Genomic DNA, 13,133 nt, shown 5'->3' with positions numbered 1-13,133 from the left:
ACTGCCTGCAGTCATTGCCGGGACGAAGACGAGTATCCCCGGTGTCTGCGGATAGACTGGACGCATGGTCATCGATCTCCATGTGCACACTGCGTTCTCGGACGGGACTCAAACCCCGTCCGAACTCATATCCGAAGCGTCGATGGAAGGCATCGACGTGCTCGGCGTCACGGACCATGACACCACTGCCGGGTGGGCTCCAGCGGAGGCTGCCGCCAGGGTCTACGGCCTGGGGCTGGTCCGCGGAATGGAGATCTCGTGCCGGCACGAGGGAATCAGCGTGCACCTGCTGTCCTACCTCCACGATCCCTATGACACCGGCTTGGCAGCGGTGGTCGAAGAGACGCGGCGCGCCCGCTTCGATCGCACACACCTCATCATCGACCGCCTCGCGGAGGACTATCCCATCGACATGGACGCGGTCCTCGCCGTCGCCGGCGAAGATGCGACGATCGGTCGGCCCCATATCGCTGATGCCCTGGTGGCCGCGGGCATCGTGGCCTCGCGCACCGAAGCCTTCACTTCGATCCTGTCCAGCCATGGCAAATACCATGTGAGTCTGCCGACCATCGACCCGATCACCGCCATCTCGCTGATCCGAGAAGCCGGCGGAGTCTCGGTCTTCGCCCACCCGCGGGCTGCGATGCGCGGGCTGGTGGTGCCCGATACTGCGATGGCCGATTTCATCGCGGCGGGTCTTGACGGTCTTGAGGTCGATCATCGCGACAACCCGCCGAACGAACGCGAGGTCATGCGCAGACTCGCCCACGAACACGATCTCATCATCACCGGGTCGAGTGATTATCACGGCACCGGAAAGCCCAATCGCCTGGGCGAACATGTCACCACCGGTCACATGTTCTCGAAACTCCTCGAGCGGGCGAACTCCCGTCCCGGGGGAGTCGACTTCATCCAGGGGTGAGACCCGGCAGCCGACTTCACCCGAGGATTCGGCGCAGGCGCAGCCTTCCCCACATCAGGCTGAGTGCGTAGGACAGGGCCGCGGTCAGTCCGAGATAGCCCACATACTGCACGACCAGCAGCAGCGGCGAGGCATCGACGACGAAGAGGCGCTCGAAGAAGAGCTCGAGGAAGAACACATGCACGAGGAACGCGCCGAATGAGGCCCCAGCCAGCTTCGTGAAGAAGCGCTTCGTGCGGTCGCCCAGTTCGATGCGGGAGATGATGAGGATGACGCTGACCGCCAATCCGACGATGAGCGGATTCGCATTGGCGATCGGGTACGAGTAGTCCGATTCCCAGAAGAAGACTCCGGCCGCGCAGGCGCCGAACGCGAGGACCAGTGTCCACATCGGCGGTCGCAGGTCCTTCGCATAGTGGATGAAGAAGGCGCCCATGCAGAAGTACACCACCTGGTAGGTCGCAAAGCCCCACTTCCATGCGTCCTGGCTCGAGCCGAGCTGTTCGAGCACGAACGGCGCCCAGACACTCGAACAGGCCAGGACGACAGCCAAGGCGGTGAGCTTCCACGGTCGCTGCCCGCGCCAGAACAGCACCAGAGTCCCACAGACGAGGATGAGCGGGATGTACGCGTAGAGGTACCAGAGATGGAATGCGGGACGGCCGGCTTCGAGGAAGGTGCGGACCAGATCGTGGCGAACGTCGACGCCATCAGTGTCGAAGAGGTTGAAGCCGAGGATGAAGATGATCGACCACGCGAACAGCGGCACGAAATGTCGGATGATGCGGTCCCACACCTTTGCTCCCGACCGGGGAGGCGCACCCACAAGGGTCGCCCAGCCGGCGATCATGAAGAACATCGGAACCGCCCACGGATTGACCGCCTCGGCGAGGTGGCCCAGCAGCCAGGCATGATCGGTGTCCGCTTCCTCACCGCGTCCGATGAGGACTCCACCGGAGTGGCCGACCATGACGGTCAGACCCGCCAGAACGCGCATGACATCGACATCATGGCGGTGGCCCCGTGAGGCGAGCGGGAACTCCTGCGAGCGAATCTCGGGTCGGATTCCCCCCTGTGGTGCTGTTGCGACGGACTCCGCGTCCGGTCGGTGCGAACCGAACAAAACTCACTCTCGTTCATGCTTGACGACATCGGCCCTGTCATTGTCTGGGCATGAATTGAACGCAAGATGAACGAGCGGCCCCGACCACTGGTGGTCGGGGCCGCTGCTCGGCTGAGACTGGCTCTGGCTAGTTGCCCTATTCCGCGGAGTTCTGGCTGTCGCTGGGGGCACTCGAGGTGCGTCCCACGGGCTTGCCGCCACGGGTGCGTCGGCGTTCGCGGTTCCGGCGGGGCTTCTTCCGTCCTTCGTCGCCTGCCGACGATCCCCTGCCGCCGGACGAACCGCCTCGGCGCTGTTCAGACTTCTTCGCACCGCTATGGTCTGGAGAACCTTCGGTCTGCTGCCTGCGCAGGCGCCCCTTCGTCCCCTTGGGGATGGCGAGGTCGGCGAAGAAGTGCGGCGAGGTCGAATAGGTCTCCGCGGGCTCGTCGTGGTCGAGGCCGAGGGCCCGGTTGATCAGCCGCCACCGCGGCATGTCGTCCCAATCGACCAACGTCACGGCGATACCCGTGTTGCCGGCACGACCGGTGCGGCCGATGCGGTGGACATAGGTCTTCTCATCATCGGGGCACTGGTAATTGACGACATGGGTGACATCATCGATGTCGATTCCGCGTGCCGCGACATCGGTGGCGACGAGAACGTCGACCTGACCGTCGCGGAAGGACTTCAGAGCCTTCTCCCGCTGCACCTGACCGAGATCGCCGTGCAGTGGCTTGGCTTGGAAGCCGCGGTCGGCGAGTTCGGCGGCGAGTTTGTCTGCGGTTCGCTTGGTGCGGGTGAAGATGATGGTTCGTCCGCGTCCCTCGGCCTGCAGCATTCGGGCGACGAGTTCGCTCTTGTCCATCGAATGGGCGCGGTAGACGAACTGAGTCGTGTTCTTGCCCAGCAGTGACAGGTCTTCGTTGTCGTGTGCCCGAATGTGGGTGGGTCGGCTCATGTAGCGGCGGGCCAGGGTGATGACCGCGCCGGGCATGGTGGCGGAGAAGAGCATGGTCTGACGGTGTGCCGGCACCGCATTGATGATCTTCTCGACATCGGGCAGGAACCCGAGGTCGAGCATCTCGTCGGCTTCGTCGAGGACGACCGTGCGCACCTTGTGCAGCCGGAGAACCTTGCGCCCGTAGAGGTCGAGGAGACGCCCGGGTGTGCCGACGACGACATCGACACCGGTTTTGAGCTTCTTGATCTGCGGGTCGAAGTCCATGCCGCCGTAGATGGTCATGATGTCGATATCACGCTGTGTGGACGCAGTGACGAGGTCGGCAGCGACCTGTTTGGCCAGCTCACGGGTGGGCACGACGACCAGAGCCTGGGGGAGGCGTGTCTCGGTGCTGTCGGCCACGATCTCGGGTGTGCTCTCAGGATCGGCTGGTGCGCCGCCATCCTCATCCTTGCCGACGACACGCTGCAGGAGCGGAATGCCGAAGCCCAGCGTCTTGCCCGTTCCCGTCTTCGCCTGTCCGATGATGTCGGCTCCGGACAGCGCCACGGGCAGAGTCATCGCCTGGATCGGGAAGGGGTGGGTGATGCCTGAGGCGGCCAGCGAGGCCACGATCGGCCCAGCGACTCCCAGTTCTGCGAAATCTGGTTCTGTCTCCGCCATGTTTCAAACTCCTTTTAGCGCCTTCGCGCTCGTCATGGTCGTGAACCGGTACTCTTGAGTTATGCCCGATTCTGCCCCATTGGCCGGTAATAATGCTGCTACGCTCGCACTTCTGGCGTTCGGCGAGCTGACCGCTTTCGAACGAATGGCCACCAACGCGACCACCGCTGTGCACATGGACGATAAAGTCACTTTGGCGCGGTTGGCCTCTCTGTCCTTTGCGAACTTCGAAGAGCTCTCGCAGCACATCAGTCGATTGGGCCAGGATGCGGTCGAGCTCTGTCAGCATTTCGAGCCGACCTTCACCGTGCTGGCGGAACGGACTCGTCCTCGTGACTGGCACGAAAGTCTCATGAAGGGATTCGTCTTCGACGGAATCATGAATGACTTCTACCGCACGGCCGTGGATGAGCTCAGCGAGCCCGGATACAGCCTGGCAATTACTATTCTCGATGATACACGGGCGACTGAATATGTGCGCAATCGTCTGACTATTGACGTTGCCGCCGACTCTCAGCTGGCGTCGCGTCTGGCGCTGTGGGGACGCAAGCTTGTGGCCGAAACCCTGGGCCGAGCACGCAACCTCCTCACGGACCCATTTCTGGGCATCGACGAAGATCTGGTGGTGGCGTCGATTCCGGCGGTGACAGCCAACCATTCGAAACGGATGTCGGCGCTGGGGCTCGTCGCCTGAGACAGTTCGAATCCGGAGGGTGAATAGGCTGAGGGCCCGGTCAGGAACCGGGCCCTCAGCCTATTCACGAGGAATTCACCGTCGTTCGACGTTCATTCCCTCACGATGCTCTGCGCAGACAATCGCTCAGGCACCGAAGCCGACACGCCGGGCGTTTTCCGTGCCGATTTCGACATAGGCCAGAGCGGCTCCGGGGACGAATACCTGGCGTCCCTTGGAATCGGTGAAGGACAGCAGCGATTCGGACTTGACGGATTCTTCGATGCGCGCGGCCAGATCTTTGGGGGCCTCGTCAGATTCCATGACGATTTCTCGCTGTGACTGCTTGACGCCGATCTTGATTTCCATTGTGCTCCTTGTGCGGATCGTGGTTTGAGTCGTCCTCAGCTTAACGTCAGCGAGGTCGTGTTTTCTTCCCTCATCAGGTCATAGATCCCAGTCACTTCGTGGTGAAGGACTGCAGTCCGCCCCAACTCATCTGCGTGAGCAGGGTGACGGCTGTGTCGACGTCGATCTGCGGCGTCGTCTCCAGTTGTTTGATGACGACTTCGGCGGTGCCGATGAGGGTTCGGCACAGCAGCCGTGCCTGGATGTCATCGAGGTCGGTGTAGCTCTTCAACGCTGTCATGACACGAGAGGCGGAACGCTCGCGGAGGCTGCGGATCCGGTCCTGCGCCTCCGGTTCGTAGACATCGGAGTTGAAGAGGATGACGAACTCCTCGCGATGGGAGACGACGAACTCGAAGTAGGAACGATAGGTGGCCCGAACCTTCTCATGCGGATCCGTGGTCGATCCGATCGCGGCATCAAGAGTCGTGTCGAGGTGCGCGGCGGAATCGTCGATGAGTGCGAGGTAGAGGTCCTGCTTCGACGCGAAGTGCTGGTAGAGGACGGGTTTTGAGACCCCGGCTGCCTCGGCGATCGTGTCCATTGAGGTGGTCCGGTATCCACGGGTCGCGAACACGGAACGTGCCACCCCCACCAACTGGTCACGACGCTGTTCACGGGGCAATCTCTGTTGCAGACTCGACATCCCATCATGCTACGCGATAACCAAGTCCGGGACCCGCCAACGCGCTCGATCGTGCTCACATCGTGCCCATGTCGGTGGCTCATGATGGAATACGGGTATGGATGAAGTGACTGAGGGGATCGGCGCGAAATTGCTCGCGGGGGAGTCGGTGACGGTCGTGGGGCGCCCTGGGACAGGCAAGACTACGATGCTCGAATCCGTGTACGCGCAGCTGATGTCAGCGGTCAGCCCCGCATCGGTGTTGGTTCTCACGCCCAACCGCGATCATGCCGATGTGCTGCGCAACCGCCTGGCAGTGCCCGGGGACGCAGTGCTGGCCTCGGCGCCCGCGCGAAGCATCTCATCCTTCGCCTACGGAATTGCGCGTGCTGCGCACACGACGGCGACCGGCGATGACCTCGAGTTCATCTCCGGGGCCGATCAGGACGTTTTCCTCGCCGACCTCCTGGCCGGTCACGAGCTCGGTCACGGCCGTGGACCCGTCTGGCCGGTCGAAATCACCGCGGAAGTGCGATCGACGTCGGCGTTTCGAACCGAGGTCCGCGATTTCCTCAACCGGGTGATGGAGTTCGACTTCGGTGTGCGCCTTCCCGCCCCTGCTGCCGACAGTGGCCGGAACCAGGCACCCGAGTTTGTGTTCGACTTCGGGCGCAGCCTGCTCGATCGGGTCCTTGAGCGCCACCGTGATCCGCGGTGGGAGGCAGTGGCCCAGATCCTCGACGAATACCTCGACATCATGAGCATGCCCGGTTACGGAGGCACCGACTCTGCGACGGTCCTGGCGAGAGCGGCGTTCGAGGTTCTGCGTGAGCCCGCCGAGGTGACCGCTGGACGGACTTGGACCTTCGCTCCCGACGTGGTGCCCACAGTGGTCCTGGCCGATGGGGTTCAGGATTTCCCGGCTGCGAGCTGGGGTCTGCTCGAACAGCTGCGTGAGCGCGGCAGCGCTCTGGCACTGTTCGGCAGTCCGGAGACCGTGACCGGGCGGTTCCACGGAGCCGACGCCTCCCTCATCGACCGCAGCGCTGCCGATGATGGTTTCACAACGGTGATTCTGCCCGACCCGAAGGGTACGGGTGCCGGAATCGTCGACGTCAGCGATGACTTCGGTCGCCGCATCACCACCAGGTGGGGTCTGCACCATATGCCGCGCCCGAGCAGCGGACCGGAATACTCGGACGACGGCTCAGCGGCCGCCGACATCGCTGCTGCCGACGTTTCCGATGCTGTCGCAGACGACGTTGCCGACGTCGAATCCGTGAGCGACGTGCCGGAGACGGTGGAGACTCATGTATTCGAGGGAGCTGCCTCGAGCTATCGGTATCTGGCGCGTCGAGTCACGAACTTCGTCGAAGACGGGCATGCGTGGTCGGATGTTGCCGTGCTGTGTCGGAATACGTCGACGGCGCGAGTCGTCGCGAACGAACTGAGTGCCTCAGGTGTGGCGACTGCCAACATCATGGCGCCTCTCAGCATCGACTCCGCAACCGCGCCGCTTCTCGAGCTGCTCTCGCGCACCCCGGACTTCGACGATGATGAGTCGATCGCTGCACAGGCTCTGACCTTGGCCGGAAGCGTCTATGTCCGCCTCGACCCGGTGCAGATCAGACGGTTCAAGCGAGTCGTGAGGAAGAAGTTCCCCGCAGCAAACAGCTCGACGTCGTTGGCACAGGCGCTGCGCAGCGATGTCAACGACTCATCCCCGACTGGGCTGGCGACGATCTCTCGGATGTTGCGGGCCGCCGCCGAGGTCCGGTCGGTCGATCCGCACCAGGCGCTGTGGATGATCTGGGAGGCGGCGGGCGTCGCTGAGAAATGGCAGTCGGATGCTCTTCGCGATCCGGAGTCGGTGGCGAATTCGCATCTGGACTCGGTGCTGCGGCTATTCACTTTGGCGGAGAAGATCTCCGACCGCGGAGGATTCACAGCACGGTCGTTCGCCGGGATCGTGGCAGAGCAGGACATCGCGCAGGATTCCCTTGCCGCACGGGCCGGCAACGACGATCATGTGCAGGTCGGCACCCCGTCGTCACTGGCGCATCTGCGGGTCCCGCTCGTCATCATCGCCGAGGTGAACGAAGGGGTATGGCCCAATCCGAAGATCCGCGGCGGCATCCTCGGCCTCGACGATCTCAGCGCCGTGCTGGCCACCGGCGAGAGGGCAACCGGGGACCCGGGCTACCACTCCCATGCCAAACGGAAGAATCTGCGTGAAGAGGGCGAGCTCTTCTACACGGCACTGACCCGCGCAAAAGAACAGATCATCATCACCTCCATCTCTGACGCCGAAAGCAATCCCTCACCGTTCTTCGACGTGATCGCGGCACGAACATCGAAGGGCACCGAGGACGCAGACGGGTACGCGATCACCCATGAGGATGAACTCCTGCCGCTGTCCCTGGACGAGATGGCCGCGCATACCCGCGCCCGGCTGCTGAGAGCCGCCGCGGACCCTGCGCACGAGGCGCCCGAGGATGACGTGCGGAATTGGGCGCAGCTGATGTCGGCACTGACTGCCGCCAGCAGCACGGTCGAACCACCCGAACAATGGCGCGAGACCGAAGACGTCACCTCCAGCCAGCCTCTCTTCACCAGCGACGACACCGTGAGAGTCTCACCGTCTCAGGTGGAGTCCTTCACCGACTGCTCGCTGCGGTGGTTCCTCACCCGCAACGGGGGAGACAGGCCCGGCTCGTTGGCCCAGAGCCTGGGAACGATCATCCACGCCGCGGCGGAGAATTTTCCGCAGGGTCCGGCCTCGGCGATCCGAGAATTCGTCGACAAGGAATTCTCGACGCTCGAATTCGATGCTGAGTGGGAGCGGGATCGCGAACACACATTGGCGATGAAGATGGCCGATCGCCTTGGCGAGTACATCAAGACCGCACCCGGTGAACCCATCGGCGTCGAAGCTCAGGTGTACGCCACCGGAGTCGATGACAAGGCCCAGGAATGGAAAGTCACCGGGCGCCTCGATCGACTCGAACAGACCCCCGAGGGAATCCGGATCGTGGACTTCAAGACCGGAAAGAACGTCGTCAAAGGTCAGGAGATGGCCCGTCACCCCCAACTCGGCGTCTACCAGGAGGCGATCAACTCCGGGACCATCACCATCGGTGAGGACCAGACCATCGATGCCACTTCCTATGGTGCCGAACTCGTGTACCTGCGCAATTCCAAACAGACGACAAGAGAACAGTCGGCGCTTGCAATCGATGAGGATCCGGGCTGGGCACGAGACCTCATCAACGATGTCTCCGATCGCATGCGGGCCGCCGAGTTCCCGGCCCGGGTCGAGCCGCAGAAATGCCTGAGCTGTCCTGTCCGCACCTCCTGCCCGGCAATCGGGCCCCAGACCTTGGAAGAGTCCTGATGCGCTTCACCGCAGAACACCTGGCCCGCCTGACCGCCGCCGACCCCGCCCAAGCGTTCCCGCCGAGCGAAGAGCAGAGAATCATCATCGAAGCCGATCCGGCGCAGTCGATGAAGGTCACCGCCGGCGCAGGATCGGGTAAGACGACCGTGATCTCCCAGCGGGTCGTATGGCTTGTGGCCAATGGCTTCGTCGCGCCCGAGGAGATCCTGGGCCTCACCTTCACACGGAAGGCAGTGGGTGAACTGGGCGGGCGGATCAGGGTGCTCTTGGCTCGGCTGCGCCACAGCCTCGGGCTGGGTTCGGAGATGAGACTGCCCGGTCTCGACAATCCGACGGTGTCGACCTACAACTCCTATGCCGCCTCGATCGTCAGCGAACACGGAGTCAGCATCGGCATCGAGCCCGAGACGGTGCTGCTGGATGACGCGGCTGCCCACACCATTGCCGGTGACATCATCGACTCCACTGCGACGGAGGAGATCCCCGGCGACTTCGCACGAGAGACGATGATCGCCGACATCATCTCATTGGCCGCGGCGATGAATGACCACGGTCGCGAGGTCGACGAGGTCACGGACTATCTTGACCAGTGTCTGCAGGCCCTGGTCTCGAGCAAGGGAAAACCCGTTGACCCGAATGGTCGGCGCGCAAAGCTCGAAGCGAAGATCAAGACCGCGAAACTGGCCGGCGCTTACATGATCGCCAAACGTCGCAACCTGGCCATGGACTTCTCGGACCAGGTTCGCTTCGCTCAGCGCATCCTCGACGAAGTGCCGGCCGCGCGCAGTGCCGAACAGCAGAGGTGGTCAATCGTTCTCCTCGATGAGTTCCAGGACACCTCGGTCGCCCAGCTGAAACTGCTGCGCGACCTGTTCCACTCCACGGCGGTGACAGCGGTGGGCGATCCCCGGCAGGCCATCTACGGCTGGCGCGGGGCAAGTGCCGACAACATGATCCGCTTCTCCGCCGACTTCGACAATGTCTCGGCGCTGACACTGAGCACGAGCTGGCGCAATGACCACACGATCCTGACGGTCGCGAACCGGACCGCGAACGGTTTGGCCGGAAGCCAGGAGAAGCCGCTGTCGGCACGCACAGGAGCCGGGGACGGTGGTGTGGCCATCGACATCAGCTCGGGCGCCTATGATCCGGACTTCCTCACCGTCGGACTCAGATCCCTGACCGAATGGGTCGCCAGCCTTCCCGCCGGGTCATCCACGGCCGTGCTGTGCCGCAAACGTGCCCATTTCGCGCCGGTCGCCGCGGCGCTGGATGCTGCAGGCTACGCCGTTCACGTCCACGGTTCCTCCGGTCTCCTGAGCGACCCCTTCGTCGCCGATCTGCGGGCAGTGCTCACCGCGGCCGTCGATCCGATGGCCGGTGACGCACTGATGCGGTTGGTCAGCGGTCGACTGCTGGGCCTCGGGGCCACAGACATCGCCGCTGTGCAGGCATTCACCCGTGCGCAGAACGATTCGCGACTGACCGAGTTCATGGCGGACAACGCCGAGGCTGAGGCAGTCGTACCTGAGACCATCGACCAGCCGACCATCGTCGAGGGACTTGACGAACTCGTTGACCTCTCCGAGGCACTCGCAGGGTCGGCACACTTCGCCGGCGCACGGACCATGGTGAATAACTATCGCAACTCGGGTCTGAGCTCGATCGCATTGGAACGATTGGTCAGGTTGGCACGGGCTCTGCGCCATGTTCGTTCCGGGTCCGGGACCATCGCCTCGATCATTCGTACCGCGATGACCGAAACCGGAGTCGACTCCGACATCTGGGGGCTCAGCGATTCGCTGCGCAACCTTCACCGTTCCGCGATCGACTCGTTCCTCTCTGCGGCAAGCCAGTACTCGGCGGCCGACGATCAGCCCTCGGTGCAGGGTTTCCTCGAGTGGCTGACCCTGATGGAGGCGAAGGATGCGCTCAGCGTGGTCGAGCCGAATTCGGCCTCCGACGCGATCGACATCATGACGGTCCACGCCTCGAAGGGCCTCGAATTCGATGCAGTCGCCGTGCCGTCTCTGGTGGTCAAGGACTTCCCGACGGAACCGCAGGACAAGGAAGGGTGGATGGACAGAACAGCCTTGCCGTACCCGCTGCGAGGCGACCGTGCCCACCTGGTTGACTATGACCTGCGAACCGCCGACTTCGACACCAAGAAGGCACTGGACGAATGGGTCAGCGAGTTCATCAAACCGGCAATCGCCGAGGCACACGAGGAAGAGGAACGGCGTCTGGCCTACGTGGCCTTCACTCGCGCCAAACACTACCTGTGGCTGGGGGCCGAGTTGATGGGGGCCAGGGCGAACCCTGACGAGCCGTCCCCGTTCCTCACCGAAGCGATCGAAGTGTTGGGACGCGATGTCGACATGCCGGAACCTGCCGACGAAACGTCCGAGGACCGCATCGAGACAAGCATCTGGCCCGTACCGCGAACCGATCGTGTGTCCACTGCCCGACGTGCCGCCGAGTGGGTCAGCACTGCTGCACCCGTCGGCCTGGACGAACTGGCACAGAAGCAGGGACTCGTAGGCGAATATGCTCGACAGGCACGGCGGATCAGCAGCCGCCCTGGCACTGCCAGCACCGGAACTGTCCCGGATCGTCTATCGGCGACAGCTCTTGTCTCGTGGCGCAGAAACCCGCAGCAATTCATCACCCAGACCCTGCGCCCCATTCCGACCCCGCCGAGTCGGGCAGCAGAGATCGGGACCACCTTCCATTCCTGGGTCGAGCAGCATTTCGGACAGGCGAGCATCGACATCGATGACGGACAGCAGATCCAGGCCATCAACACTGCGACCGTCGAACGTCTCCAGCAGACTTTCATCGGCTCAGAATTCGCGAGCAGGCATGCCGATCACATCGAGATGTCGTTCGAACTCGTCCTCGGAAGGTTCAGGGTCCCGGGCAAGATCGATGCGGTCTTCATCACAGGCGATCACGCAGAGGTCGTGGACTGGAAGACCTCGAAACGGCCAGATGAGAAGGCGTTGGAGGTGATGAAATGGCAGTTGGCTCTCTACCGCTTCGCCATTCAGCGGGTCCATCCCGAGATCACCGAGGTGACGGGAACCTTCTACTTCGTCGGCAGCGATGACATCGTCAGGTTCACCCAGCTTCCGGAGGAGGCCGAGATCATTGCGTGGTTGGATGCCAATGACCGCAGCTGACCCGATCAGGGGCGTTGAGAGTCCTCGGGCGGTGCTGATTCGTCCGGCTCTGTTGTTCCCTCGTCGATGACGCTCTCGGCCTCAGGCGTGCGCCCGGTATCGGACTCTGGCTGCTCGGTCGGCACATCCGTCGCCGGATTCGAGTCCTGGTCGCTGCTCGTTGCTGTTGGAGCGCTGCTTGCCACTGTCGTTTCAGTGGGAGCGCCCTTCGGCTCTGATGCTTCCTTCGAGAACAGGACATTGTTGAACGAGGACAGAAGTTCGCCTGCGTCCTGAATCGCATCCTGATCTCCGGAATCGACTGCTTCGAGCAGCCAATCGAGGACGGCGAACTCGGCCAGCAGTTCGGCACGGGTGATCACGTGCTCGTCGGCACGGGGCCGTGAGTTCCTGTACTCGCTGAAGAAGGTCGGCACAGCGGCAGGGTCGATGAGTGCCGAGGCCGCAGCCAGATCGATGGCGGGATCGGAGACCCGCAGACGTTCGATTCCCGACAGCGCGAGCACGCGCTCCTGGTCGGTGTAGACACTCGTCTCATCAATCGCACCGTGGATTGGGGTGGCGAGGAAGCGCCAGAGCGCGACCTTTTCGAATTCCTCTTCCCAATGTTGCAGCAGAGCGGCGGGCACCTGGCCAGTAGACGCAGCCTGATCGAGCCTCTCCAAGATCTGAAACTGGAATCGGGACGGGTCTTCGACGGGGAATCCTGCCTCGGAGATCGTTTCCGGTGCCGCCGAATGCAGCGTGGCCAGAGCCTGCGCCAATGAGCTCGCGCGCGCGACATCAGTGATGGCCTGGTCACCGACTGGAGCACCAGGCAGGGGATCGATGAGAGTCACCGTGGTGGATGCGGTAGTGCCGAAGTAGTCGGCGTCGACCTCGGTGATGGCGCGCAGATGGGGCCAGGCGAACCCGGCATGCGGATACATCGTGTCATAGATCCGTCCTGCTTCGGCCGCGGAACCGGTGTCCGCAGACCGATCGAGACTGGTCTGTGCCGTCGCCACCAACTGCTGCTGACCATCGTCGACGAGAACTCTGATCCCCAGCCCCAATGACGGCAGGGGGACCCATTCCGTCGGGGAGAAGTCTTCGAGCATCGTTGCCGCGACAGCTGCCAACTTGAGTGCCTTGGTATTCACCCTCCCCAATCTACCGTGTGCCACGGCTGGAGACCGGAGATTCGGCCGTTGAGCG

Annotated in this window: 9 protein-coding genes; 4 read left to right on the top strand and 5 right to left on the bottom strand. The window is 63.1% G+C overall.

The genetic code is table 11. The features are described 5' to 3' along the window. Positions 1–64: 64 nt before the first annotated feature. Positions 65–922, top strand: a complete 858-nt coding sequence (locus BLT92_RS00555) for a PHP domain-containing protein (RefSeq protein ID WP_092101828.1) — start codon at positions 65–67, stop codon at positions 920–922. A 16-nt stretch (positions 923–938) separates the two neighbouring features. Here the strand turns inward: BLT92_RS00555 and BLT92_RS00550 are convergent, their stop codons facing one another. After that, on the bottom strand, positions 939–2,045 hold the full coding sequence (locus BLT92_RS00550; protein WP_092101825.1) for an acyltransferase: 1,107 nt from the start codon (positions 2,043–2,045) through the stop codon (positions 939–941). Between the two features lie 136 nt (positions 2,046–2,181). Next, entirely contained in the window at positions 2,182–3,651 is a 1,470-nt protein-coding gene (locus BLT92_RS00545; RefSeq protein ID WP_092101822.1) for a DEAD/DEAH box helicase, read from the bottom strand. A 61-nt stretch (positions 3,652–3,712) separates the two neighbouring features. Between BLT92_RS00545 and BLT92_RS00540 the strand changes: the two genes are divergently transcribed. Further along, positions 3,713–4,345, top strand: coding sequence for a ferritin-like fold-containing protein (locus BLT92_RS00540; protein WP_092101819.1), 633 nt, complete (start codon positions 3,713–3,715; stop codon positions 4,343–4,345). A gap of 126 nt (positions 4,346–4,471) precedes the next feature. Here BLT92_RS00540 and BLT92_RS00535 read toward each other — a convergent pair whose 3' ends face one another. Continuing rightward, entirely contained in the window at positions 4,472–4,693 is a 222-nt protein-coding gene (locus tag BLT92_RS00535) for a DUF3107 domain-containing protein (protein ID WP_092101816.1), read from the bottom strand. A gap of 91 nt (positions 4,694–4,784) precedes the next feature. Further along, positions 4,785–5,378, bottom strand: a complete 594-nt coding sequence (locus tag BLT92_RS00530) for a TetR/AcrR family transcriptional regulator (RefSeq protein ID WP_231938950.1) — start codon at positions 5,376–5,378, stop codon at positions 4,785–4,787. Between the two features lie 97 nt (positions 5,379–5,475). Between BLT92_RS00530 and BLT92_RS00525 the strand changes: the two genes are divergently transcribed. Both BLT92_RS00525 and BLT92_RS00520 read left to right on the top strand, forming a co-directional pair. After that, positions 5,476–8,751 carry a PD-(D/E)XK nuclease family protein gene (locus tag BLT92_RS00525; RefSeq protein WP_092101813.1) on the top strand — a complete coding sequence of 1,092 codons (3,276 nt, stop codon included), beginning with the start codon at positions 5,476–5,478 and terminating at the stop codon, positions 8,749–8,751. Further along, positions 8,751–11,936, top strand: coding sequence for an ATP-dependent helicase (locus tag BLT92_RS00520; protein ID WP_092101810.1), 3,186 nt, complete (start codon positions 8,751–8,753; stop codon positions 11,934–11,936). The genes BLT92_RS00525 and BLT92_RS00520 overlap by 1 nt, the downstream gene beginning before the upstream one ends. 5 nt (positions 11,937–11,941) lie before the next feature. Here the strand turns inward: BLT92_RS00520 and BLT92_RS00515 are convergent, their stop codons facing one another. After that, complete coding sequence (locus tag BLT92_RS00515; protein WP_092101807.1) at positions 11,942–13,078, bottom strand: protein kinase family protein; 1,137 nt, start codon at positions 13,076–13,078, stop codon at positions 11,942–11,944. Between the last annotated feature and the right edge of the window lie 55 nt (positions 13,079–13,133).

This window comes from Brevibacterium picturae, assembly GCF_900105045.1.
GTDB classification, from domain to species: domain Bacteria; phylum Actinomycetota; class Actinomycetes; order Actinomycetales; family Brevibacteriaceae; genus Brevibacterium; species Brevibacterium picturae.
The sequence above is the reverse complement of the archived record's forward strand: the minus strand, read 5'-3'. Positions and strand labels throughout refer to the sequence as shown.

What these genes read in the sequence shown, in the direction of transcription:
- BLT92_RS00555 (WP_092101828.1), top strand. Translation starts at nt 65, where the DNA reads ATGGTCATCGATCTCCATGTGCACACTGCGTTCTCGGACGGGACTCAA.
- BLT92_RS00545 (WP_092101822.1), bottom strand. Translation starts at nt 3,651, where the DNA reads ATGGCGGAGACAGAACCAGATTTCGCAGAACTGGGAGTCGCTGGGCCG.
- BLT92_RS00540 (WP_092101819.1), top strand. Translation starts at nt 3,713, where the DNA reads ATGCCCGATTCTGCCCCATTGGCCGGTAATAATGCTGCTACGCTCGCA.
- BLT92_RS00535 (WP_092101816.1), bottom strand. Translation starts at nt 4,693, where the DNA reads ATGGAAATCAAGATCGGCGTCAAGCAGTCACAGCGAGAAATCGTCATG.
- BLT92_RS00530 (WP_231938950.1), bottom strand. Translation starts at nt 5,378, where the DNA reads ATGTCGAGTCTGCAACAGAGATTGCCCCGTGAACAGCGTCGTGACCAG.
- BLT92_RS00525 (WP_092101813.1), top strand. Translation starts at nt 5,476, where the DNA reads ATGGATGAAGTGACTGAGGGGATCGGCGCGAAATTGCTCGCGGGGGAG.
- BLT92_RS00520 (WP_092101810.1), top strand. Translation starts at nt 8,751, where the DNA reads ATGCGCTTCACCGCAGAACACCTGGCCCGCCTGACCGCCGCCGACCCC.